At 56.1% G+C, this 22,481-nt stretch carries 24 protein-coding genes and 3 pseudogenes; 13 read left to right on the top strand and 14 right to left on the bottom strand.

Going from position 1 to position 22,481, the window contains the following annotated elements; translation table 11 throughout:
* Positions 1–8: 8 nt before the first annotated feature.
* Positions 9–1,505 (top strand): YcjF family protein, encoded by a 1,497-nt coding sequence (locus IQ241_RS16530; protein ID WP_193909168.1) that lies wholly within the window; start codon positions 9–11, stop codon positions 1,503–1,505.
* A 135-nt stretch (positions 1,506–1,640) separates the two neighbouring features.
* Here the strand turns inward: IQ241_RS16530 and IQ241_RS26605 are convergent, their stop codons facing one another.
* Together IQ241_RS26605 and IQ241_RS16535 are read right to left on the bottom strand one after the other, a co-directional pair.
* Entirely contained in the window at positions 1,641–1,901 is a 261-nt protein-coding gene (locus IQ241_RS26605; protein WP_390622466.1) for a ParE family toxin-like protein, read from the bottom strand.
* The gene (locus IQ241_RS16535; protein ID WP_193909170.1) at positions 1,898–2,098 is read right to left on the bottom strand and encodes a hypothetical protein; all 201 of its coding nucleotides are present in this window, start codon (positions 2,096–2,098) and stop codon (positions 1,898–1,900) included. The genes IQ241_RS26605 and IQ241_RS16535 overlap by 4 nt, the downstream gene beginning before the upstream one ends.
* A gap of 292 nt (positions 2,099–2,390) precedes the next feature.
* Between IQ241_RS16535 and IQ241_RS16540 the strand changes: the two genes are divergently transcribed.
* The 3 genes from IQ241_RS16540 to IQ241_RS16550 all read left to right on the top strand — a co-directional run bounded on the left by IQ241_RS16540 (position 2,391) and on the right by IQ241_RS16550 (position 4,864).
* A complete protein-coding gene (locus tag IQ241_RS16540) occupies positions 2,391–2,717 on the top strand; it encodes a DUF5674 family protein (protein WP_193909172.1) in 327 nt (108 codons plus the stop codon).
* 65 nt (positions 2,718–2,782) lie between these two features.
* Complete coding sequence (locus IQ241_RS16545; RefSeq protein ID WP_193909174.1) at positions 2,783–3,691, top strand: sulfotransferase family protein; 909 nt, start codon at positions 2,783–2,785, stop codon at positions 3,689–3,691.
* Between the two features lie 192 nt (positions 3,692–3,883).
* A complete protein-coding gene (locus tag IQ241_RS16550) occupies positions 3,884–4,864 on the top strand; it encodes an ABC transporter ATP-binding protein (protein ID WP_193909176.1) in 981 nt (326 codons plus the stop codon).
* A 114-nt stretch (positions 4,865–4,978) separates the two neighbouring features.
* Here the strand turns inward: IQ241_RS16550 and IQ241_RS16555 are convergent, their stop codons facing one another.
* Positions 4,979–5,671, bottom strand: coding sequence for a DUF547 domain-containing protein (locus IQ241_RS16555; RefSeq protein WP_193909178.1), 693 nt, complete (start codon positions 5,669–5,671; stop codon positions 4,979–4,981).
* A 28-nt stretch (positions 5,672–5,699) separates the two neighbouring features.
* Between IQ241_RS16555 and IQ241_RS16560 the strand changes: the two genes are divergently transcribed.
* Positions 5,700–6,158, top strand: coding sequence for a rhodanese-like domain-containing protein (locus IQ241_RS16560; RefSeq protein ID WP_193909180.1), 459 nt, complete (start codon positions 5,700–5,702; stop codon positions 6,156–6,158).
* 360 nt (positions 6,159–6,518) lie between these two features.
* On the opposite strand, the gene IQ241_RS16565 is transcribed toward IQ241_RS16560, so the two are convergent.
* From IQ241_RS16565 to sfsA, 3 genes are all read right to left on the bottom strand, one after another.
* Positions 6,519–7,247, bottom strand: coding sequence for a PHP domain-containing protein (locus IQ241_RS16565; protein ID WP_193909182.1), 729 nt, complete (start codon positions 7,245–7,247; stop codon positions 6,519–6,521).
* Between the two features lie 124 nt (positions 7,248–7,371).
* Complete coding sequence (locus IQ241_RS16570; RefSeq protein WP_193909184.1) at positions 7,372–7,572, bottom strand: DUF2811 domain-containing protein; 201 nt, start codon at positions 7,570–7,572, stop codon at positions 7,372–7,374.
* Positions 7,573–8,135: 563 nt separating this feature from the next.
* Positions 8,136–8,888 carry a DNA/RNA nuclease SfsA gene (gene sfsA / locus IQ241_RS16575; protein ID WP_193909186.1) on the bottom strand — a complete coding sequence of 251 codons (753 nt, stop codon included), beginning with the start codon at positions 8,886–8,888 and terminating at the stop codon, positions 8,136–8,138.
* Positions 8,889–9,026: 138 nt separating this feature from the next.
* Between sfsA and IQ241_RS16580 the strand changes: the two genes are divergently transcribed.
* Positions 9,027–9,971: a putative selenate ABC transporter substrate-binding protein gene (locus tag IQ241_RS16580; RefSeq protein ID WP_193909188.1), complete on the top strand. Its 945-nt coding sequence runs from the start codon at positions 9,027–9,029 to the stop codon at positions 9,969–9,971.
* Positions 9,972–10,073: 102 nt separating this feature from the next.
* Here the strand turns inward: IQ241_RS16580 and IQ241_RS26610 are convergent.
* Positions 10,074–10,240 (bottom strand): annotated as a pseudogene (locus IQ241_RS26610) (phage integrase N-terminal SAM-like domain-containing protein); the annotation flags it as partial.
* A gap of 557 nt (positions 10,241–10,797) precedes the next feature.
* Between IQ241_RS26610 and IQ241_RS16595 the strand changes: the two are divergent.
* The 5 genes and pseudogenes from IQ241_RS16595 (at position 10,798) to IQ241_RS16615 (ending at position 14,393) form a co-directional block, all read left to right on the top strand.
* Positions 10,798–11,490: pseudogene (locus tag IQ241_RS16595) on the top strand (DUF3800 domain-containing protein).
* A gap of 147 nt (positions 11,491–11,637) precedes the next feature.
* On the top strand, positions 11,638–11,853 hold the full coding sequence (locus tag IQ241_RS26615; RefSeq protein ID WP_193909192.1) for a BrnA antitoxin family protein: 216 nt from the start codon (positions 11,638–11,640) through the stop codon (positions 11,851–11,853).
* Between the two features lie 171 nt (positions 11,854–12,024).
* Positions 12,025–12,879 (top strand): alpha/beta hydrolase family protein, encoded by an 855-nt coding sequence (locus IQ241_RS16605; protein WP_193909194.1) that lies wholly within the window; start codon positions 12,025–12,027, stop codon positions 12,877–12,879.
* A gap of 234 nt (positions 12,880–13,113) precedes the next feature.
* Positions 13,114–13,449 (top strand): hypothetical protein, encoded by a 336-nt coding sequence (locus IQ241_RS16610; protein WP_193909196.1) that lies wholly within the window; start codon positions 13,114–13,116, stop codon positions 13,447–13,449.
* An 11-nt stretch (positions 13,450–13,460) separates the two neighbouring features.
* Positions 13,461–14,393: a nucleotidyl transferase AbiEii/AbiGii toxin family protein gene (locus tag IQ241_RS16615; protein ID WP_193909198.1), complete on the top strand. Its 933-nt coding sequence runs from the start codon at positions 13,461–13,463 to the stop codon at positions 14,391–14,393.
* Positions 14,394–14,402: 9 nt separating this feature from the next.
* Here the strand turns inward: IQ241_RS16615 and IQ241_RS16620 are convergent, their stop codons facing one another.
* The 3 genes from IQ241_RS16620 to IQ241_RS16630 form a co-directional block, all read right to left on the bottom strand.
* Positions 14,403–14,744, bottom strand: a complete 342-nt coding sequence (locus IQ241_RS16620) for a hypothetical protein (RefSeq protein WP_193909200.1) — start codon at positions 14,742–14,744, stop codon at positions 14,403–14,405.
* Positions 14,745–14,812: 68 nt separating this feature from the next.
* Complete coding sequence (locus tag IQ241_RS16625; RefSeq protein ID WP_193909202.1) at positions 14,813–15,019, bottom strand: DUF2811 domain-containing protein; 207 nt, start codon at positions 15,017–15,019, stop codon at positions 14,813–14,815.
* A gap of 490 nt (positions 15,020–15,509) precedes the next feature.
* The gene (locus IQ241_RS16630) at positions 15,510–15,971 is read right to left on the bottom strand and encodes an acyl-CoA thioesterase (RefSeq protein WP_193909204.1); all 462 of its coding nucleotides are present in this window, start codon (positions 15,969–15,971) and stop codon (positions 15,510–15,512) included.
* 162 nt (positions 15,972–16,133) lie between these two features.
* Here IQ241_RS16630 and IQ241_RS16635 point away from each other — a divergent pair, with 162 nt between their 5' ends.
* Positions 16,134–16,988: a universal stress protein gene (locus IQ241_RS16635; protein ID WP_193909206.1), complete on the top strand. Its 855-nt coding sequence runs from the start codon at positions 16,134–16,136 to the stop codon at positions 16,986–16,988.
* A gap of 9 nt (positions 16,989–16,997) precedes the next feature.
* Here IQ241_RS16635 and IQ241_RS16640 read toward each other — a convergent pair whose 3' ends face one another.
* A complete protein-coding gene (locus IQ241_RS16640) occupies positions 16,998–18,668 on the bottom strand; it encodes a transglutaminase-like domain-containing protein (protein ID WP_193909208.1) in 1,671 nt (556 codons plus the stop codon).
* Between the two features lie 136 nt (positions 18,669–18,804).
* Here IQ241_RS16640 and IQ241_RS16645 point away from each other — a divergent pair, with 136 nt between their 5' ends.
* A complete protein-coding gene (locus IQ241_RS16645; RefSeq protein WP_193909210.1) occupies positions 18,805–19,176 on the top strand; it encodes a hypothetical protein in 372 nt (123 codons plus the stop codon).
* A 17-nt stretch (positions 19,177–19,193) separates the two neighbouring features.
* On the opposite strand, the gene tsaB is transcribed toward IQ241_RS16645, so the two are convergent.
* From tsaB to IQ241_RS16660, 3 genes and pseudogenes are all read right to left on the bottom strand, one after another.
* Positions 19,194–19,826 (bottom strand): tRNA (adenosine(37)-N6)-threonylcarbamoyltransferase complex dimerization subunit type 1 TsaB, encoded by a 633-nt coding sequence (gene tsaB / locus IQ241_RS16650; protein WP_193909212.1) that lies wholly within the window; start codon positions 19,824–19,826, stop codon positions 19,194–19,196.
* Between the two features lie 41 nt (positions 19,827–19,867).
* Positions 19,868–22,084 (bottom strand): AAA family ATPase, encoded by a 2,217-nt coding sequence (locus tag IQ241_RS16655; RefSeq protein ID WP_193909214.1) that lies wholly within the window; start codon positions 22,082–22,084, stop codon positions 19,868–19,870.
* 134 nt (positions 22,085–22,218) lie between these two features.
* A pseudogene (locus IQ241_RS16660) lies at positions 22,219–22,481 on the bottom strand (molybdate ABC transporter permease subunit); the annotation flags it as partial.

The raw sequence follows: 22,481 nt of genomic DNA on the forward strand, positions 1-22,481 counted from the left end.
ATGGCCCTATGCGATGGTTACGTGTTCTCTCTTTAGCGGTTGGCGCCCTGCTGTTAGTCGGGCTGCTGCTGTGGCTGGTCGATTCCCTATCCCGGCTCTATGCCGGTGTCGCGGCGGTGTCGCCGCTGCTGGCCCAGATGCTGGTGCTGCTAGTCGGCCTGATTGTGCTGGCGGCGCTGGGCGTGATTGCCTACTATGCCTGGCTGTTTCTGCGTCCCCGCCGCCGTTCGCAGCCCCAGCCCCCCGCCACGCGGGTAGAAGCAGCCGAGGCCAATCTCCAGGCGGTGCGCCAGCAGGTTGCCCAGATTCAGGATACGGTTGCCCAGCAGGCGCTTCAGCAGCAGTCGCAGGGGCTGGCCGACCGGTTTATCCGTCAGTCCTTTCACCTCGTTGTCTTTGGTACAGGCTCGGCAGGCAAAACGTCGCTGGTAAATGCGCTGATGGGCGAAATTGCTGGGCCGGTCGCGCCTACATTAGGAACCACGACGGTGGGGCAGACCTACCGGCTGGCGGTGCCTGGGCTGAGTCAGGAAGTTTGGCTAACCGATACGCCAGGACTGCTGGAAGCAGGCGTTGCGGGGACTGAGCGATCGCGCCAGGCCAAACAGCTGGCCACCAGCGCCGACCTGCTGCTGTTTGTGATTGACGATGACATTCACCGGGCCGAGTATGAGCCGCTCCAGGCACTGGCTCAGATTGGCAAACGCGCCATTCTAGTTCTGAATAAAATTGATCGCTATCCCGACGCTGACCGGCAGATATTGCTCCAGCGGCTGCGCGATCGCGCTTCTGGACTGTTGGCACCAGAGGATGTGGTTGCGATCGCGGCCCAGCCTCAAGCCGTTCCCCTGTCAGAGGGCGGCTGGTTTCAGCCCGAGCCCGACATCGCCCGCCTAATCGACCGGATTATTGCGATTTTGCGCAGTGAAGGCGCTGATCTGATGGCTGACAGCCTGCTGCTTCAGTCGCAGCAGCTCAGCGAAAATGCCCGCACTCTGCTCACCGCCCAGCGCCAGCAGCAGGCCGATGCCATTGTCGATCGCTATCAGTGGATCGGCGCGGGCGTCCTGGCGGCGACGCCGCTGCCGGTGGTAGATATGCTGGCCACGGCGGCGGTGAATACGCAAATGGTGGTCGAGCTAGGCAAAGTCTACGGCGTAGAAGTCAGCATCGAAGATGCAAAAACCCTGGCCCTGTCGCTGGCCAAGACGCTGACCGGCCTGGGCATCGTCAAGGGTGCCATGCAGCTACTCGCCGTCGGCCTCCAGACCAATCTCGCCACCGCCGTCGCCGGCAAGCTGGTGCAGGGCGTCAGCGCCGCCTACCTGACTCGGATTGCCGGCAAAAGCTTTATCGAGTATTTTCAGCAGCATCAGGACTGGGGCGACGGCGGCATGCAGGCCGTAATCGAGCGGCAGTATCAGCTCAACCGCCGCGACGACTTCCTCCGCCAGTTTTTACAAACCGCGATCGAGCGAGTCATTCAGCCCCCGCTAGCTCAGTAGGGATTCGCCAAGATTAAGACAAAAAATATGATTTGCACAGCTCTACACGAGTAAGACTGTTTACATCGAGACCAGTATTAACTGAAACGAAGCAACAAATTTTCATTCGCTGACCCAACGACTTGTTAGCTGGTGTTAACCACCCCGCAATAATCGGTCATACTTTGCATGGGTTCCAATCCAAAACCAGGCAATATCATCATTTTCTTCTACCGCTAAGGCACGATAGCGAATTCCAATCCGTACTGACCAAAATGAACCAACCTTTTTCAAGTGTAGCGATGGATACCGAGAATCTTGCTTAAGTAATTCATAGCACCGATTGGCTAGCTCTTGAATCTCGCTTGGTAACTGCCGATAGTAATACCAAAAATCAGGGGTTGCACGATGCCTCACAAATCGGTACAGCGCCCTTCACGCAAATGTTGAAATGCTCGTTTAGCCAAATCATCAAGCCGACCTGCTGCGACATCTTCCTCAAACTGTCGATCCCATGTTTCTGCATCGAATTCTGCAAACCAGGATCGAAAATCGGCAAGCTCTTCTGCTGATAGTTGACTGACAGCACGTTCAATTTCTTGCAAATTACTCATAAGCTTAAAGGAAGTTTACAGTTGGCTTACTCTATCTCATGATAATACTCAAGAGGTAAATCCACTATAACCACTCGGTAGCATTTGACCGACCTCATGTTTATGAAATTGGCTATATTGCAGTAGCTACTGTTTACGGTTTGGACTACCTGCTCACGTAGAACTGTAGACATATTGCTAATGCGATTGGATTGCCTCCACTGCTCTTACAGTTTCTGAATATCTGACCTGGAAATCAGGGTTGACATTTCCTGATGCGCGGCGAGATCTATCCGCTCCTGACGGCTTACTGATGCTCCAGATTATCCGTCGCCGTGCGACATCCGAGCAAATGCAGCAGATGCTGGAAGCCCTAGGGATTTATATTAAACTGGCGGTAGATATCGAACGTGAAATTCCAGCTGGCGGGGGCGAGCTTCATGCCGATTATGAACAGATGGTCATGAACTGGGAGCTTCTAAAAACTCGCTATCAACAGGCTAGCCGGGCAGCTCAAATAGAGGGTCAGTCGCTATGTCTTACGCAGGAGCCCATGTCAAACAGCAAAATTGCTCTTGTTGAAAGCCTGAAGCAGCTTCGGATTGTCGGTGCTTTAGGGAAAGGCGGGAATCGCGATTAGAGTAATCCTGACAGCCTCAGGATTCCCATGATTTTTCCTATCTATTTCTCTTACAGTTTCTAGCTATGCCGCTTCCTAACTTTTTAATTATTGGCGTCCAAAAGGCCGGGTCTACCTCGGTTTATGAGTACCTGAAGCAGCACCCACAGGTCTACGTCAGTCCTCGTAAGGAGACGGAGTTTTTTAGCCGCGACCTGTCTCAAATTCCTGAAAAGAAGACGACTCCCGGCGGGCGGCGGCGGATTCTGACCCTGGAAGACTATCAGAGCCTGTTTGCCAACGTCACCGACGAGCTGGCGATTGGGGAAGCTTCGCCCAACTACATGATGGCCTATCGCAAGGCAATCCCGAATATTCAAAAATACGTCCCCGACGCCAGGCTAATTGCGATTTTGCGCAATCCGGTTGAGCGGGCCTACTCTGACTATCTGATGCATGTCCGCGATGCCATCGGCTCGCCGAAGTCCCTAGGGGAGCAGGTGAAAACCAAAGCAGAGAGTTCTCATATGCTGCTGAAGGGCCGCTATTACGAGCAGCTCAGCCACTACGTCGATGCCTTTGGCTGGCCGCAGATCAAGGTCTTTCTCTACGACGACCTGCGCCGCGACAGCACCCAGATGATGCGCGAAATCTATCAGTTCATCGGCGTCGAGCGCGACTTCACCGCCGACACCCAAAAGCGATTTCAGACAGCAGAAGTTCCCAAAAATCAGGCGGTCAACCGGCTATTGAGGACTAAAAATCCGATTCGCTCTGCCGTCGCCGGGGCGCTGCGCCAGGTACTGCCCGAGTCGGTCCGCCAGCAGCTGCGATTGCGCCTAATCGCCGCCAATTCCCAAGACAAATCCAGCCAATCCCTGCCCGAAGAAGACCGCCAGCTGCTCTTCGACTACTACCGCGAAGACATGCTCAAGCTGCAAGACCTGATTGGCCGAGACCTGTCGAACTGGCTGTCAGACCCGGCAAAGCGCTAATCGGGGCGGGTTGCATTTCACCGCGAAAGTCCAATACCTGCACCAGCACCAGATAGGCCACCGCGATCAGAATGGAGATCACGCCGGTGACGATGGCCACAATTTTTGAGCGATCCACTGTTAGTTTTAACTCCCGGTTGGTGAAATATATGAAATAACTGATTTAGACTGTGACGTAAACACGGACAGATCATGACTGCGACCCCGCTTGAGCAAGATTCTACCGCGATCATCTATCGGCCAGCCATCATCACCACCCGCGACCTGCGCAAGGTCTACCGCACGGGCTTCTGGATGAATAAACATATCGCTTCGCTAAAGGGCTGCACCCTCTCGATTCAAAAGGGCGAAACCTTTGGCCTACTGGGTCCCAACGGGGCCGGTAAAACCACACTGCTGAAGCTGCTGCTGGGCATCATTCGGCCCAGCCAGGGCGAGGCCAAGCTGATGGGTAAACCGGCGGGCGATCGCGCCGTCAAAGCCAAAATCGGCTATCTGCCGGAAAATCCCTACTTCTATGACTACCTGACCGGCTGGGAATTTCTCAGCTACACGGCCGGGCTATTTGGCCTATCCCGCTCGGTGCAGCGACAGCGGTTGCCGGAACTGCTTGACCTGGTGGGGCTGGCCCGCAGCGTGGCGATCAAAAAGCAGCTGCGCCAGTACTCGAAGGGAATGCTCCAGCGGATTGGCATGGCCCAGGCGCTGATCAACGACCCCGAGATTGTCTTTTTGGATGAGCCGATGTCCGGCCTGGACCCCACCGGTCGCTACCAGGTGCGAGAAATAATCATGTCCCTGAAGCAGCAGGGTAAAACGATCTTTTTTAACAGCCATGTGCTGTCGGATGTGGAGCTGATCTGCGATCGCATTGCCATCCTCGACCAGGGCGAACTGGTCTGCGTCGGCACCCTGGATGAGCTAATTAATGTCCCCCAGCAGTATTTTGTCAAAGGCCGACTGGGCAGCCTCGACGTGCTGCAAAAGTGGATCGCCGACCTCTCATTCCAGGACGGCTACTGGCAGGGCCATCTCAAGGGCGACCTGTTCGACTTCACCGCCAGCGTCCGCCTGATGAACGCCCAAATCGTCAGCTTCCATCTCGCCCGCCCCACGCTGGAAGAGTTCTTCATGCAGCAAATCCGCCAGCGGCGAGAGATTAGTCCGAAGTAATCAGATTTTCGGCTGAGTAACTACCCGTACGCCCTCATCCTAAATCCTTCTCTCCTGGGGAGAAGGACTTTGAGTTTGGCAGCTGTTCTTGACCAAATGGACTCCGTAATGTTTTCAGGGTGTACTACTTTGGTCATTCAGGCTCCAGTCGTAGGGCAAGTATTCTACAGCGGCGGTGTCTAATTTAGGAATGGACCGATAGCGCTGAATATAGGCTGGGATCGACGGAGCAGCCTGGAGGAAGTCTGAGCGATACCATTTGAAGATTTTGCTGCAATAGAGCTGGTGCTGCGCTGGCCGGTAGTCCACCTTGGCAGGATTGCCGATAAATCGCTGGGCGTCTTCCGCTAGCTGAGCCTGCACCTGTTCTGGACAGTAAGCCTGATTGCGTAACAGCGGGCAGCCGACCGCTGCGCAGACTAAGGCAAAATGAATTCGGGGTTCCCCTAGCTTGCGCAGAATGCTGTGTTCGATATGGTTGAGGCTGACGCGCTTGCTTTCTAGCCGATGCACGGGCTTAGTAAAAAACCACAAAAATGCTATCCAATTCGGAATTCCTAACCAGCTAGGTCGAATTGAGTCAATCGGATATTTTTGCATGACCTGCTCAATCACCCGGGCGTTGTAGAGATTGATTAGCAGTGCTAGCTTGTGATTAGCTTCCAGGGAGGCCAGATTGATTTGCTCCAGTGTGCTCAGCCAGTGGCTCAGTTCCCCGGCTAACTGCTGCCAGCGGCGGTAGTCTACTCGCCCAGCTGAGTCTACATGCTGCCGTAGCATCTGATCCCAGGGGGCAAAGTCAATCATCGTCAGCGCTTGGGCTCCGTCCTAAAATATGCTCTCTTTAGACAGTTTACAAACCCTGCCGCGAGAGCTCGCTTGGAAAGAGATCAACGGGCTCATTCGGCTGCGGTTCCCCGCGATCGCGCATCTCACCACCCAGGCCCTAGCCCAGCGACTATGCCAGCCCAACCCGCCCATTCTACTCGACGCCCGTACAGCGGAAGAATTTGCGGTTAGCCATATTCCCCAGGCCAGGCATATTCCCGACCTACCAACCGTGCAGGCAGAACTCTCCCGCCAGGATGATCTAGTGGTCTATTGCTCCGTCGGCTACCGTTCGGCCCGGCTGGCGAATGAGCTTCAGCAGGCTGGGTTCGAGTCGGTTGCCAATCTGGAAGGCTCGATTTTTCAATGGTTCAATGAAGGCAGGTTACTGGTGCGAGCCGGGCAGCCGACCCGAGATGTTCACCCCTACAATGCGCTGTGGGGAAAGCTGCTGAAATCGCCTTGATGCCGACCCCTACCAGGTCAATTTACGTCGGGCCGCCCGCGGTTAAAGTCCCTCTCCTCCGCGCTAGGTGAGCCATGTTAAGCGCGATTACGTTTATTTGCGGACCATTAATTAAAACTTTCTTTCTAAACACTAAATATATGATTTAGATCGTATAGACAAATGTTTATGGGACGATAAGTCTCTACCTTTAAAAATGAAAATTTCTTCTGGATCTGAACTTGGACTGTCGGTTGGTTTTGGGCTACTGCTTGTGCTGGGCTGCACGGGCATAGTCATGCTGATGTTTCTAGTTTCCTAGATTTTTCCTAGATTTTCCTAGATGCCTGTCAAAAAGCTGCTGCTAAAAAGATAGCGGCTTTAGATACGCCGGGTTAGCACCATGCCATGGGTGTCAGTCCCACAGCTGCTTAACAGCTGCCGCTGGCTAGCTAGGGCCATTACCCGCTGGGTTTTGCCGGGGCTAGGCCGCCACACAGGGGGGTTGTCGTAGGCATAGTAGGTCTCTACGCCATCGATGTTGAGGTCGGCGGCAGCGTGAATCAAAATATCTTCGGCGGTGCGGTAGCGGACGGGATGGGCCAGTACGGCTAGGCCGCCTGCGGCTTGAATGGCAGCAATCACGCGAGCCGCCTGCTTTTCTTCTCCTCGGGGAGCCGTGTGCTGAAGGTAGGGCAGGATGATGGGATGTTTTGAGTCGAAGGCATACCCAAGAATATGGACTTCCGTCCCTGCGAGCAGAGAGGTGATTTCTACGCCTGTCCAAAGGCGAGGCAGCACCTTCTTCGCCTTCCGACCCCAGTGAGACGGGTTGCGCCACTGCCAGTCTTCCATCCATTGCCGGGCGCGATCGTACGCCTTGAGGGTGTGATGGTCGGTAATGGCTAGACCCTTGAGACCAATCTCAAGCGCCTGAGTCATTAGCTCCTCAGGGCTAAGACGCCCGTCAGAGCAGTGGGTATGCATGTGGAAGTTGTAGGTTTTGGGGCAGCTTTGCGCGTCAATAGACTGAAAAATATCTTTGAGTAACAAAGAATCCTGCGTTGCTGTCCGAGGAGGAGCAGACCTGGGTGCAGGATTGGCAGACATGGCTAAGGTGTGCTAACGACTTTGTATCCTATCTACTATACCCATTTCTTCGATAGATCAGGTGCTTGAGCGAACCAAATTTGAAAAATTTGAGTGCTTATTTCGCTATTAAGTCCTTTTTGTGCTAAGTCGCGTAGTTAAATAGGGTGTCCAGATAGATTCTTGAGGTGCGGCGATCGCTATCGCCGTTTTGCAGTAGAAAAAGCGACAGCGCGGCCGAAAACGCCCGGTCCTGATCCCAGGCGGGATGGCTTTCCAAAAAGCTTTTGAGTGACTCGTGAAGGTCTTCGGGAATCTCGGCCAGGATGCTGATATTGACTTGCATGGGAATCCTCAATCGTTGATCTCAAGGCGATCCGGCTTCAGCCCGCAGGTCCAAAACCGGACAGGCAAAACTAGCGCTGTCTCGCTGTGGGGCTTGCCGCCTGCGGCTATAGCAAGTTGCAGATTCCCTGAGCGGAGCGCTTTTTGACTATCGGTCGCATCATTGTGCGCTATGGGGGGGACTGTTTGTCAATGTGGCAATTCCTTGGAATCCGACAGCCCAAAAAAGGGGTTTTGACGAAGGAATAGGGGTTTCAATCCATTTTTATTTACATAAATTGACATGAACCCGTGGTTTTCTCATAAATCAGGCGATCGCTGAGCCTATTCCCAAGAAACCGGTGAGAGTCCCTTGCTAGCGTATGAACCTGTGGAAAACTCGGCATAACCTGTGGAAAACCTTTGAGGATACTGTGGAAATGCTGTGGATAGTTTGAAAAAAATGCCGCTGGAAAATAAAAAATAATTTTCCCAAAATGAGCCAATTTGAAGGGATGAAACTCCCCATAGCTCGTCGGCATCGCTAGCAGAGGACTGTCCTCAGGTCATTGACCTGAGGGGTTTTTACTCAGAGGCTGAGTCGATGATCAAATTGGCTTGTCCTAGATAGCGAATTTCAGTCGGGGTGATTTCGAACCGACAAGGGAGCACTTTTACGCCCTGGGCGATCGCCTGACGCAGCAAAAAACCGTAGCGCGGGTCGGCGGTGTCGCCTGGGGAAAACCTTGTGCAGTCAGAACGGTTGATGAAGTACAGCATGACTGCGCTGGCGGTCGGCAATAGTGCCGTCAGCTCGCTGAGATGCTTTTGGCCGCGGGTAGTGACCGTATCGGGGAAAAGGGCACAGGTGCCCTGCGCCCAGGTCGTATTTTTGACCTCGATATAAACCGGCGGGTCGTCAGCCGCGCCGGTAAGCAGAAAGTCAATCCGGCTTTTGCGATCGCTTCCGTAGGGCACTTCCGGACGAATCTCCTGATACGGCCCCAGTTCTGGAAAGAGCCGAGCCGCCAGAGCCGAGCGAATTACCCGGTTGGGTAGCGCCGTGTTCACACCGGCCCAGGTGGGGACCGTGTCGGTCACTTCAGCCAGCTCCCAGGTATAGGCCAGCTTGCGTTTGGGATTGTCGCTGCGGGAGACCATCACCCGCCCGCCAATATGGCAGACGCCGGTCATCGGGCCAGTATTCGGACAGTGGGCGGTGATCGTCTCGCCTGAGTCCAGCGCGATGTCGGCAAAAAAACGCTTATAGCGCTTGAGCAGTCTGCCGGGGAGCAGGGGCGGGTAAGGGTAGGACCAGGTTGCAGCGGGGCTGGGCATAAATGTTCTCCAAATCGTTTTTGAATGGCCGTTGGGTGCTAGCTGAATTATCTGGCCGAATGGCCTATTGCCCTCAGCTGAAAATCTTGATAGCCTCAGATTTCGTCTCAACATTTACAAGCAGGATGATTTGTCGGCATGGTCAAGGTTCATCATTCGCTGCTAGCAGGACTTTGTGAGCTGGCGCTGCTGCTCGGGGCCTGTTCACCAGAGCCAGCGGCGGATTTAGCCCCATCGGCTGATGGAGCTGCGGCCTCGGGCGATGAGGTGGAGCCGCTCTCGGTCGGCGCGATTCCCGACCAGGATCCGGAAGAACTCCAGCGGCTCTATGGCAAGTTATCCGACTATCTCAGCCAGCAGCTCGGGGTGCCAGTGGCGTATCAGCCGGTAACGGACTACGCCGCAGCAGTGACGGCGTTTAAGGTGGGCGACCTAGACCTGGTTTGGTTTGGCGGCCTGACTGGGGTTCAGGCCCGGCTTCAAGTGGAGGGGGCAACCGCGATCGCGCAGCGCGACATCGACGAGCAGTTCCATAGCGTTTTTATCGCCAACACCGCTAGCGGCATTGATGAAATCAACGACATCAGCGGCCTAACGGCGCTGAAGGGCCATACCTTCACTTTCGGCAGCGAATCCTCGACCTCCGGCAGACTGATGCCGCAGTACTTTCTCCAGCAGGCGGGCCTGGCCCTGTCGGACTTCAAGGGCGAGCCCGGCTTCTCCGGCTCCCATGATGCCACCTTGAAGCTAGTCGAGGCGGGCACCTACGATGCTGGGGCGCTAAACGAGCAGGTTTGGCTCAGCCGCTTAGAAGCGGGCGAAGTCGATCAGAGCCGAGTCAAGGAAATCTGGCGGACGCCTGCCTACTACGACTATCACTGGGTCGTGAATCCGGCGGTCGAAGCTGAGTACGGCGAGGGCTTTACCGAAAAGATTCAGGCGGCGCTGCTCCAGCTCGACCCCAGCGATCCTGAACAGGCAGAGATTTTATCCCTATTCGGGGCAGAAAAATTCATCGAGACTGAAAACCAAAACTACGAGCAGATAGAGGCAATCGGTCGAGAGATTGGCAAAATTAAGTGATGGAGCAATGGGATTGGGCAGTGTTTTTTTGGAAGCTGCGATCGCGATCTCTGCCGACTAAAGCCCTGAACAAGGCACTGCGACCTCAGCCCTGTAAACTCATTCGATCTCAGCTCCACCCATTTCGGCTGGATGGCGCTTGCCGTGAAACAGGATGTAACGACGAATCCAGTAGAAGTAGGTTTGCTCAGTACGGTAGGAGTAGTGCTTAATCCGAGTTTAGTTTGGTCACGAACTTGTTTAAGAAGCTTTCTAGGCCGAGTTTCCATACGCTAGGCCAACAGAACGTATGTATTAATCTGCCACAGAGTCTATGAACTGACTGCTTGCAACTGGAAGATATCCTGAAACTATCCATATATCCACCTAATATGAGCGTACTGTATGGATAGCTCGCAGTCTATCTAGCTGATTGGGATAGATAGGCTGCAAGAGTAGGTCTAATAACCTAGTTATGCCGCTGAGTTATCTGTGAGACTGTCACCTAAACAGTATCTTGGGAGGCGTCTTAGATGAAGTAAGTAGATTATCCTAATCATTTGTAGGACTATGTCATGCTGAGCATTGCGCTAGCGCAGCCATGCCCCTTGGGCTATAGCATCTCACGGGAGCCTTTACATATCAAGAGATTCCTCGGCTTCGTTGCTCCTCTGGAGCCGCTTCGCGAACGGAATGACATCCTTGGGCTTAATTGTGCCGACCTACTTAGGCAATGGGTGGAGCAAGTGATACAATTAGAGGCACAGTCAAGAGATCTGACCTTTTCGGATCGTGGAAGCATGGTCTTCCCTTGACTGATTTTGCCTTTAAAGGGATATGAAGCAGCATGTATCTACTGTACGTAGATGAGTCTGGTACAACCCACGACCCAAATCAACAGTATTTCGTGCTAGCTGGGTTTTGTGTGTTTGAGCGACAAGGATATTGGATTGCTAACCAGCTTGACCAAATTGCAGCTAGGTTTGATCCTGCTGATCCAGCAGTAGTTGAGTGACATGGCAGCCCCATGTTCGGAGGAAGAGGGCAATGGAGGAGTCATCCTAAAGAAAATCGGCATCAAGCGATTGAAGATGCCCTAAAATTTTTTCTGCAATCTCATCCTAGCAATCGATTATTTGCAAGCGTGATCAAAAAATCTGCGGTATCTCCAAAAGACCCTGTTGAGGCTGCATTTGAGCAATTAGCCAGTAGATTTGATAAGTACTTGATGAGATTGCATAGGAACGGCGACACGCACAGAGGAATCATCATCTTTGATAAATCTACTTATGAGACAACAATTCAATCTCTGGCAACTGACTTTAGGGCGATTGGATACACCTGGGGTGTGATAAGGAACTTTTCGGAAGTACCTCTCTTTTTAGATTCAAAAGCATCAAGACTGATTCAACTTGCTGACTTGATTGCTTACGCTGTTTTTAGGCATTTTGAAAAGGGGGATAATAGATTTTTATCTATCATTGAACCTAGATTTGATTCAGAAAGTGGTGTAGTTCACGGGCTACACATCTTGCAATGAGTCGCGGTATAACAACCCGGTTGGAGCGGACTGCCGAGAGGTCTTGGTGTTGTTGCAAAGTTTCCTAACAGCCGCTTAACCTGAACGTTAGCCCGCCTCTATGTATGAACTGCAAGTCGAAACCCTGATGCTCGCGCCGGTAGCGCGGTGCTTCGATCTATTGATTTATTAGATTGCCCAGAGATTACGCCAGAAATGTTTGCTAAGGCGGTAGTGCGGCGGGGTTTACCTGCTACAAAAACTAAGGCTCAAGTTACACTCCGCATTGATAGCGATGTATTGGAGCGGTTTAAGTCTCAAGGTCGGGGCTATCAAACACAGATTAATCAATTGCTACGAGCGTATATGGAGGCACATCAATAAGAGACAGCTTGGGATTGCACATGAGAACCAGGATTGGGTAGTGCTCCACAGATAATGATTTCGAATACTCAAATGCTTGCATTCAGGGGGGCAGCCTAGCATCATTACTGAAATGGGGTACTATCAAAACTTTTATCCTGAAGAAAGCTTGCCAGCAGATTGGAGTGCCCTATGAGTGACGAGACCCATCCGCTGCCGAGAAAGACGGAATGGGTTCAGCATATCCCCGTCACCTGGATTGAACCTACGTCGGACAAGTCTCGGAATAAGCTGGTAATTTTGCTGCCTCCCTTCAGCGGCTCCAAGGAGCAAGTACTCGAATTTCTCAACGACGTCGCTGGGTTGGGATTTATGGCGCTCAGTTTTGACCCCTGGCAGCATGGCGATCGCAAACAGATACTGCCGGCAACAGCGAATGAGAAACGTCGGTTCGGTTTCTGGTGGCGAGATCGCGCCGAGTCCCGTGAGCAGATTAGGACAAGGGTATTTGGCCAATTTCGCCAGCATATGTGGCCGATTCTAGGTCAGACGACGCTGGATACGCTGCGGGTAATCGACTGGGCTATGGCCACCCTGGGAGTTGGGCCGGACGTGCGGATGGGCGGCCTCTCCATGGGCGGCGATATCGCCGTTGCCGCTGCTGGAATTGATTCCCGCATTCAGCGAGTGGCCGCCGTGATCGCAACGCCGGACTGGTGCCGCCCGGGAATGCATCAGATCGGCAATCCCGAACAGCTTTTAGAGCAGGGCAAGGCTGATGCCTACGGCCAGTATTTCTATGACGAGCTGAATCCGCTCACCCACCCCGAGCGATATGCCCGGGGGGCAAAGCTCTATTTTCTCTGCGGTGGGGCTGATAACCACGTGCCTGCCGACGGCGCGCTGAGGTTCAAAGCCGCTATCGAGCAGGCGTTTCCGACTGCGAGAGATATTAAGGTTGAGCAGATGCCGGGGCGCAACCATATGGACTTTGTCAACGACTCAAGCCGGTGGTGGCCCCAGTGCTGCCGTTGGCTTACAGCTTAAAGGGGCGACAATCCAACGCATAGCGCCGCTGAGCTCGCTGCACGAGCCGCACCGCCTCAGCGTGGCACCTGGATCGTCGGCTCGCCCGCAGCGACTGTCAGGGCTGACTGAAACCAGGTTGTCGGGAATGGCTGCTTAACCAATGGCTGCTTAACCATAGGAGCACCTGCCAATGCAACTCCCCTATACTACACTTGTAATATTAGAAAGTCCATCTTTTTTCGAAAAATACCCATGCCTTACAAGTCCCAAACCGCGACGACCGAAATGCAGGTGACGAGTATCCGCTTTGAGCGATCGCTGATCGACAAGCTCAAGGCGATCGCGGGGCGGCAGGGCTATCAGGCGCTCATCCGCGAGGTGCTGTGGGACTATGTCGAGCGGCAGACCGAGTCCCAGCTGCTGCAGATTCGCGCCACGCTGCCCTCAACGGCCCAGCAGCAGGAGCGCTGCGCCCTGACCGATCGGATTATTCAACCCCAGGAGGAAATGCTGCTGGGGCTGACGACGGACGATCGGCTGGTGCCGCTGAGCCTCAGTACGGGTGAATTTGTCGCTCCGGTCGGATAGCAGGCGGGGAGATGACTGAGCCTGGGGCAATTCCAAACCAACTACCGTTTTTAGCAGCGGTCTGCTGGCAGGTCAGCGACGTGCATCAGCTGACGCCCCGGCAGATGCTCCAGCGCTACGAGCGGGGCTGGCACTATCGGGGCGTGCTGGCCGACCTGGAGCCGCCAGAAGCGGCCTTTGTCGATCGGCTGGTGGCGGCCTACGGTTCCTGGCTGGGAGACATGTTCACTTTAGATCAGCATCAGAAAATTTTAACTATCCTCAGCCAGCTCAAGGCTGACCTGCTGGCCGACTGCCAGGCTTACTTCGGCGGCGGCACCTGGCTAGCGCTGAAATACGGCGAGTATCGCCTGAGTCGGGACATTGACCTGCTCTGTTCGGACCAGGCGGGCTATTTGCGGCTGCGACGGGCCGTGTTTGACCAGCGCCATCGGGCTTTATTTGAGCGCACGGACGGCCTGGATTTTCCCCGCGAGGTGCAGGCCAATCATTATGGCATTCGATTTCCAGTGGTCGTAGACGGCCTGTCGATTCGGTTGGAGATCGTTTCTGAAGGACGGATTGCCCTAGATTTACCCGAAAAACCTAACTGGTGTCCAATTGCTGGGCTCTGTGAGGTCGATGCGGCAGCGGAGAAACTGCTAGCCAACAGCGATCGCTGGCTCGACGCGGGCGTCCTGTCACGGGACCTGATCGACCTGGCTATTTTGCGGCGGCAGGATGCCCTGCCAGCAGCGGCATTCACTAAGGCAGAAGCGGCCTACCCGGTGGTAGAACCCCTGCGGCGCGCGATCGCGGCCTTTCAGCAAGACCCAGAGCATCGCCGCCGCTGCTATCAGGGGTTACAGGTGAAAGCACCGGGCCAGGTGGCAGAGGGGCTAGACCAGCTGGCGGCAGACTTTGACCTGGGGCAGACCGAGCGAATCCGGCTTGAGCGAGCCTGAGGCTTCGGCTCAGCGAGATTCCAGCTCAGCGACCTTGCTTTCTAAGGCTCTAACCTGGTCCCTCATCTCGATTACCAATATCGCCAGATTGTCGAACTGTTCGTCCAGCGAGGGCCCATTCAGAGTCGGGGCGGGTGCCGAGTCCGTAGGCGGCGCGGGGCGACCGGGAGGGCCGCGCCGGCTGAGCTGGGACTGGAGCTGGCTGACCTGGGATTGCACCGACCGCAGGTCGAACTCTAGGCGGACGACCCGAGACTGTAGATTTGACGAGGCGCTGGCCGGGCGCAGCAGCAGTCCGACCAGGAGCAGCGATAGCGCTACTAGAGCAGTGCGTTTGAATCGGATAGTCATCGGGTTGGACTGTTCTATCAGGTGGGGGCGGCTGGCTCCATTCTATGTCAGGCCGCCAGAGAGCCGAACTAGGCCGCATAGCCAAATAAGTTATCCAGGTAAATGCGGCTGACCTGACGCTGATTGACGCCGTTTTGCATTAGGAAAAGCGACAGCGCTACGCAAAACATGCGGTCCTGGTTCCACTCGGTATGGGTATCGAGATAGCTCTGAAGCGACAGGTGGAGGTCTTCGGGAATTTCGACCGATAGGCTGACCTTGGGGGGGGTGATCATAGTAGATTCCTTAATGCTGAGCACGGCAAATTGACGCGGCCTGAGCTGGCGATGACAAAGCGCGATCGCAGCGCCTCTCCTGAGAGAATCGCAGTCAGCCAGGGCGGTTTCGGTTAGTAGGGGATATTGTGGGCCAAGCCCATGCAAAATGCAATATTGCAAAACGTTACAGAAACCTTTGCAGAAATTTTACGGTTACGAAAGAATCAGGCTTTCGCCCTATTTTTTGTTACATAACTTTGTAATCATTCGGCAAAAATGAGTCACTTACGAACATTCTGCATAATCCACAGAAGTCCCTGGGATCACCTGCCTGCGTCTGAGGCTGTGGAAAGACGCCGTCTGCCTGTGGAAAAGCTGTGGAAAGGCTGTGGAAAGGTGACTTGCTTTGATAAGAAATGTAAGGGAAGTTATTTTAGTCCCTCAAGATTGGGTAGGATACTCGCTTGAATTCCTTTGCTGTCCTCACTTACAGCTCTTTCAGCCAGCCCTAACCTAAGCTGTCCCCAACCCTATCCGCTTCAGCCAAGTAAGCCAGCAGCCGATCGATCACCTGCTGAATTTCAGCAGGTAGCCGTCGGACGATTTTGCCGCTTTGCCGGTCGATTACCACCAGCGTGACCTGCCCGGTCAAGCAGGTCTGCGGCCTAGGACCGACCGTCTCAATTTCGTAGAGCCACTGAATGCGGACTTTCTGCTGGGGGGCAAGGCGAGCTTTGACGACCGCTGCCATTCCCAGCCGCAGGGGCTGGTGGTAGCGCAGGCTGAGGTCGATCACGGGCAGGTCAAAGCCAGCGGCAAAGATTTGGTCGAAGGGCATCTCCATCTGGCTCAGGCAGTCTACCCGAGCTGCTTCTAGCCAGGTGATGTAGGTGCCGTGCCAGACCACACCGGAATAGTCCGTATGGTGGGGCTGCACGCGAAAGGGATATTCAAACCAGCGGGGGGGCATCTGTGTCTCCTATGTCGGAATGTAACTCGCTATATTGCTCAATGTTTCTCTATTTGAAGAACCCCGAAGCGGGCTCATAGCTTAGCCGTAGAATAGGGCTCAGAGAGGTCTGCCGTCACGGTGAATGGCCGCAGAAACTGCTGCAAAAACTAAGGAGTGCCCATGATTGAGAAAATTCTCCTGGCTGACTCGGGGATGGGGAATACCGAGAAAATGCTCAAGGTGCTGATGGAAATTCCCCTGATTCAGCGGGCTCAGGTGACGGTACTGCACGTAGTGCCGCCCCAGATCGGGGCCGAGGCGATGACGAAAAAGTGGGAGGAGGGCGGCAAAACCCTAGCGAGCGCTATCCACACGCTCAACCTGGACGCCGCTAAGGTGACGGCGATGCTGCGGGAGGGTGACCCCAAAGACGTGGTCTGCAAGGTCGCCGATGAAATCGACAGCGACCTGATTATTATGGGCTCGCGGGGGCTGAAGGGGCTGAAGGCAATTTTAGATAATAGCGTCAGCCAATATGTCTTTCAGCTGGCGTCTCAGCCCATGCTGCTGGTGAAGGATGACCTCTACAGCATTCGCTCGATTCGGCGGGTGCTGGTGGCGATGGACCCGTCGGATTCGGCCCAGGCTGGGTTAAAGTACGCGATCGCGCTGCTGCGCGACGTCAAAGACAGCGAAATCATTCTGGTTCACACCATCTCCAACCTTAAAAATAAGGTCGATGACGCGATTACGGCCAACCCCGCCAGCGACCCGGTGCTCGCCCCCGCCGTCGCCGAGGTGAAAAAGTACGGCATCAAATATCGCTGTTTGGCCCCCGAAGGCAAACCCGGCGCGCGGATCTGCGATCTGGCCGACGACCTGAACGTGAATCTGCTGGTCCTGGGCTCTCCCGACCGCCGCCCTTCGATTGCCAAGGGCATGCCCGACCTGGACCGGCTGCTGGGCGAATCGCTGTCGGACTATGTGCGGGTCTATGCCAACTGCCCGGTGCTGCTGACGCGGTTGGCTGGGTAGAAGCGGGCATCAAACCGGCGGCATTTCCTCCAGGATCCGAAACCGGACGTGGTTTAGGGCCAGGTTGCCAATTTTGATCTCCTTCTCCACGTCGGCCGGGGCAAAGTGAACCCGCTCAAAGGGCACTTCTTTGGCCATTTCCATGTGGTACCAGGGCAGGCCCATAAAAAAGCGAGTGGGGTAAGGGCCGCCGTCCTGAATGTCGTCCACGTTCGACTCCATTGGCAGCCAGCCCACATCGGGCACGTAAAACTCGATCCAGACATGGTTGAACTCGGGTACCAGCGGCTGGTTAATTTGCTCGGCGTGGGGCGGGCATTTGTAGCGACCCACGGTGCGGCAGGCAATCCCATTCAGCCGACAGAGGGCCAGCAGCAGTCCTACATATTCACCGCAGGAGCCAATGCCGCGCTCGATCACGATATCGGGCGTGTCGATTGCCGGGCGAATGCCGTAGGATAGCCGGTCGTAGACGTAGTTGCGAATGCTGAGCACCTTACGCAGCAGGTTGGTTTCCCGGCCCACGGCGGTTTCGGCGGCGGCCAGGATCAGGGGGTTGTCCATGGCCAGCTCATCATCATCTACCAGGTAGCGGGTCTGGAGGTCGTCCGGCAGGGCTGGGCCGCCTTCGACCAGGCGCGGCGTCACCTGGTACTTAATTCCCTGCACTTCCAGGACAGCCCGCCAGCCAAACAGGTGGCGGTCATGCCCCGAGAGGCTATCAAACTTGAATACGGCCACCCGCTGACCGTTGACCTCGACTTCCGTAAAGGGATGGCCGATCGGCTCGACCGATTTCACCCGCTGCCGTAGCGTGTCTGCTGGGAAGGCAATCCGCCATTCAAACGGGCCGAGCTGCACCTCGTCTAGTGGCTCAATTTCTTCGGCATAGATCATCTCGACCCGGAAGCGGTTGGAGACCGCATAGCGCTCGTCCGGGCGGTAGTGATAGTGGAGTGGATGGATGAAGGTGCGATCGCGAAAGGTCAGCTGGTAGGGAAAGTCTGGATTATTTGGATCGTCGCGGACGTAGGCTTCGTCGTCGGCATAGGTGACCCACACCGTGCCGCGATCGGGCGTCGTCTCGGGCAGCACGGCAACGCCCGTCGGCCCGGCAAAGGGCGTCAACACGCTAAAAATCTGCTCTCCAGTCGCCCGGTCCAGGCAAAATAGGGTCTGCTCTGTCTGGTCCACTGCCCAGAGGTAGTCGCCCCACACCGCAATGCTCGCCACCCCAATCCCCGGCAGCGGCAGCTTGGTAATTAGGTCGTGGCTATCGCGATCGTAGATAAAAATGTAGCCCGCTTTCTGGCTGGAGATATAGAGGGTCTGCTGCCATACGGCAATACTGTCAATTAGGTAGGGCAGCGACAGCAGCGGAGTCGGGGTCAGGTCCTCTAGGGTCGCCGTTAGTACCTGATGGTGCCGCGCGATGTAGAGCTTGCCTTCCCAGAGCGCTAGCCCAGTCGCCTCTTCAAACGCGGCGGCCTGCTGGGTATTCAAGAGGGTCGTGCCGTCTGTCTTCGGATTGACCTGGAGCAGGTATCCCCGTGTCCGATCCAGGGTCAGCAGCAGCTCTTGATGAATGGCCAGTCCCGAAAGGGTATAGGCCCCGATCGGCCGAATCAGCCGGTGCGGTAGTTTGGCAGTTTGGGTTTGGGCAGAATCTGGATTGGGCATGGGGCAAATGGCGAATGGTAAATAAAGGGAAAGGAAGGGCGCGTCGAGGCAGTCGGGCGGTAGAACGACTTTCCTTCAGCAAAGGAATTTGCTAAAACAAGAACAGACCCGACTGCTATAGTCCACAGCCTCGCCTATGCTGCCTTCCATTCCAATCGACAAAGTCCTGATTGCCGGCATCGCGCTGTGGTCTCTGGCTCTATACATGGGCTTTTCGCCCCTCAGCGACTGGGTTACCGAACAGTTTAATCGATGGTTTAACTTCGCAGAACGCTCACTGTATACCTCTCAGTCAGAATTTGAGCGAACCCGCCAGGGCAGGGAGGCGCAAAATGCGTTTTGGGCCTCTATTTTTAGCATTATTCCATTTCTAATCGCCGGTACGCTGCTCAACTACGGCGTCGAGCTGGGCCTGGGGAAAAGCTGGACGATTAGCATGGGCATTATTGCCTGTATTGGCTGTGGCGTATATGACCTGGGTCGGCGTGACGGCCAGCGACCCCGGTAACCGTCAGGCCCCAAATTTCAGTCCGTCACCGGATGCTGCCCATAAAAGGGTAAAACCGCTGACCAGGCTGGCCGCTGACCCTGCTGCCACTGGCTGTAAGCCTGGTCTAAAAGCGCCATAGCGGTATCTCCCAAGCCCTCACCGGTGACGGTTTCGATCGTTTGCAGCGGTCTATCCCAGGCAGCCAGCTTGGCCAGCCAATCGGCGGCGGGGTATATCGTATCGGCTATCACGGTTTCCAGGTCACCCAGGGCCGTCCGTCGATAGATCGCACCGAACAGGTCGCCGCGCCGAGCGGGCATCTGCACCGCAATGTCGCCCGGGCCAGCAGCTGAACGTGCCAGCGCCACCGCTGCCAGCGTCGATATGCCATACAGGGGAATCTGGAGCTGCTGCGCCAGGGTACGCGCCGTGACCACCCCCAGGCGGGTGCCGGTGAATCCGCCCGGTCCTTGGGCCACGGCTAAGAAGGCCAGATCGGTCCAGCGATAGGGCTGGATAAATTCCATCAGCTTCAGCTGCATCTGGGTGGAGAGGTCTCGCCCTAAGCCCCAAACCTGCTCGCGGCTGACGGCGCTGGTCTGATCTTCAAAGGATTTGAGCGCCAGCCCCAGGTCGGGACTGGCCGTATGCAGGGCAAGGCCAAGCATGGCTGAGCGTTTTAATTAAGGGCCTTTCAATCGGAGAATGATTATAGCGGTCGCCGGGCCTGAATGAATATTACCGTCCGCGTCCAGGGTACGGTCTGCTGGCGCAGCTGGCAGCTAAACCACTGGCGCACCGTGGCAACTTCTGCCGGGCTAAGCTGCTGGCCAATGCGGCTAGCATAGCCTCGGCCCGGCTGGCTGGGCTCAAACCAGTCAGCCAGCCGCTGCTCGGTTACGGTCATCGAGCTGGTATAGGTTTGGAGGGCAGTTTCTAGCTGGAAGCCCGCCGCTAAGAACAGCTGCCGCAGGTCGTCTGCGTCCCAGTTGACTCTGGCGTCTTTGGGGTCGGCATAGATGGCAGCTTCGGCAGCAGCCAGGCGAGCGTAGAGGTCCGGGTCAAGCTCCTCTGGGTTGAGGTACTGATAGAGCCGGGGGGCACGGCGGGGGATCGTTTCCGCGATCGCGATTTCACCCCCCATCGCTAAAACCTCACCCATGACCTGAATAATCGCCGCCTTATCCGGCTGTGTCATCAGCCCATTCCGGCCTACAATCCGCTCAAATTTCACCCCCGGAGCCTGGCGATCGAGGGCCGCCTTCAGGTCTGTCAGCGGCGTTTGGAGCAACACGGGCCGGGCCACCTCCGGCAGCCGGGCCGCCTGCTCTGCTAAGGCCGCATAGTCCTGGGCTCGCTCTACGCAGGCATAGACGCCGCCCTCGGGCACCTGCCGCAGACCCTCCCAGGTGAGCAGGCCGCTGCGGGCGCTAAGGTCGAGCAGGCGGTGATGGCGCTGAGGCGGCGGGGTAAAAACGCGATCGCGGATTTCCCCCAGCTGCTCGCCGACTTCACCCTGGGCGCGCAGCAGCCAGCGATCCTGGGCCGAGTCGGTCGGGCCGTAGGTGAGCCCGGCGGGGTCGGGAGCGGTTTCTACTAGAGCAGCCAGCTGGGCCTCCCGCCGCCGCGCCACCTGCTGACGAATGCTCTCTTCGTAGCCCTGGTCTGACGGCTGGTAGAAGACCTGACCCTGGAGGCTGCTGGGCAGGTACTGCTGCGCCACCCAGTGGTCGCGGTAGGCGTGGGGATACAGATAGCCCGCCCCGTGGCCAAAGCCTTTTTTATCGCGGTTGGCGTCCTTGATCGGGTTGGGCACGTCGGTTTGCTGGGCCTGCTCGACCGCGGCCAGGGCGTCAAAAAAGCCCATAACGCTGTTCGACTTGGGCGCAGTGGCCAGATACAGCGCCGCCTGGGCCAGCGGATAGCGGCCTTCGGGCATCCCCACCCGGTCAAAGGCGGCAGCGCAGCCGCTGACGACGACAGTAGCCTGGGGGTCGGCCAGCCCCACGTCTTCCCCGGCCAGGATCACCATTCGCCGAAAAATGTAGCGCGGGTCTTCGCCCGCATAGACCATGCGAGCCAGCCAGTACAGCGTGGCGTCGGGGTCGGAGCCGCGGACGCTTTTAATAAAGGCGCTGATTGTGTCGAAATGGGCGTCGCCTTCTTTGTCGTAGAGGACGGCCCGCTGCTGGATTGAGTCTTCGGCAACGGCCAGGGTAATATGAATGACCTCAGCCCCATCGGTGGGAGTGGTCTCGACGGCCAGCTCCAGCGCATTCAGCAGGGCGCGGGCATCGCCGTTGGCAACATTGACTAGATGATCCAGCGCTTCTGAGTCAAGCTTGACCGTCCGCTGGCCGTAGCCCCGCTGGGGGTCGGCCAGGGCCTGCTGGGCCACCCGCCGCAGATCGTCGGCGGTCAGCGGCTGGAGCTGAAAGATGCGCGACCGGCTGACCAAGGCTTTGTTGACTTCAAAGTAGGGATTCTCGGTGGTCGCCCCAATCAGAATCACCGTGCCGTTTTCCACCCAGGGCAGCAGCGCATCCTGCTGGGCCTTATTGAACCGATGCACCTCGTCAATAAACAAAAGGGTGCGACGACCAAACTGGCCGCGATCGCGCTGGGCCGCCGCGATCGCGGCTCGAATATCCTTCACCCCCGACAGCACCGCGTTGAGTGAAATGAAGTTGGCCTGGGTGGTGTTGGCAATCACCCGGGCCAGCGTCGTTTTCCCGGTCCCCGGCGGCCCGTGAAAGATCAGCGAAGCTAGCTGGTCGGCCTGAATCGCCCGGCGCAGCAGCCGACCCGGCCCGATAATGGCGTCCTGGCCGATGAATTCAGTTAGCGATCGCGGTCGCATCCGCGCCGCCAGCGGCGCTTCCGCCTGAATCTGCTGCTCACCGTGGTGCTCAAAGAGGTCTGTCATAATCCCTCATCAGGCCGACCAAATGGAAATAACTTCAATCCTCAGGCAGAAGATATTAGTCCAGAAGCAGACTTTCTAGATTTTATCTGTTACGTCAGCGTACGGATCTAGATCGAGTGCGGATGGCAGCGCCTTTAATTTTGAGAATCGTTTAACAGCATCAGTCGTTCTGGCCTCATCACCACCGACCAGGGCAGCGGCAGCGACTTAAGAACGGCCCATTTGTCTTTGAAGACTTCTGCCTGGAGGTGATAGTCCCGGGAATGGGCCGGGGGCTGATTGAGTTTGAGATAGAGGGTCATACGGTGGGGCGTTTCGCTAGTTGAGGTGAGCCAGCAGGGGAATGTGTTGGGGGGGAGAGGGTGAAGAGGGAAGAGGGAAGAGGGGAGCGGGGAGC

Origin of the sequence: Vasconcelosia minhoensis LEGE 07310 (assembly GCF_015207255.1) — a bacterium.
GTDB classification, from domain to species: Bacteria; Cyanobacteriota; Cyanobacteriia; order Phormidesmidales; family Phormidesmidaceae; genus Vasconcelosia; species Vasconcelosia minhoensis.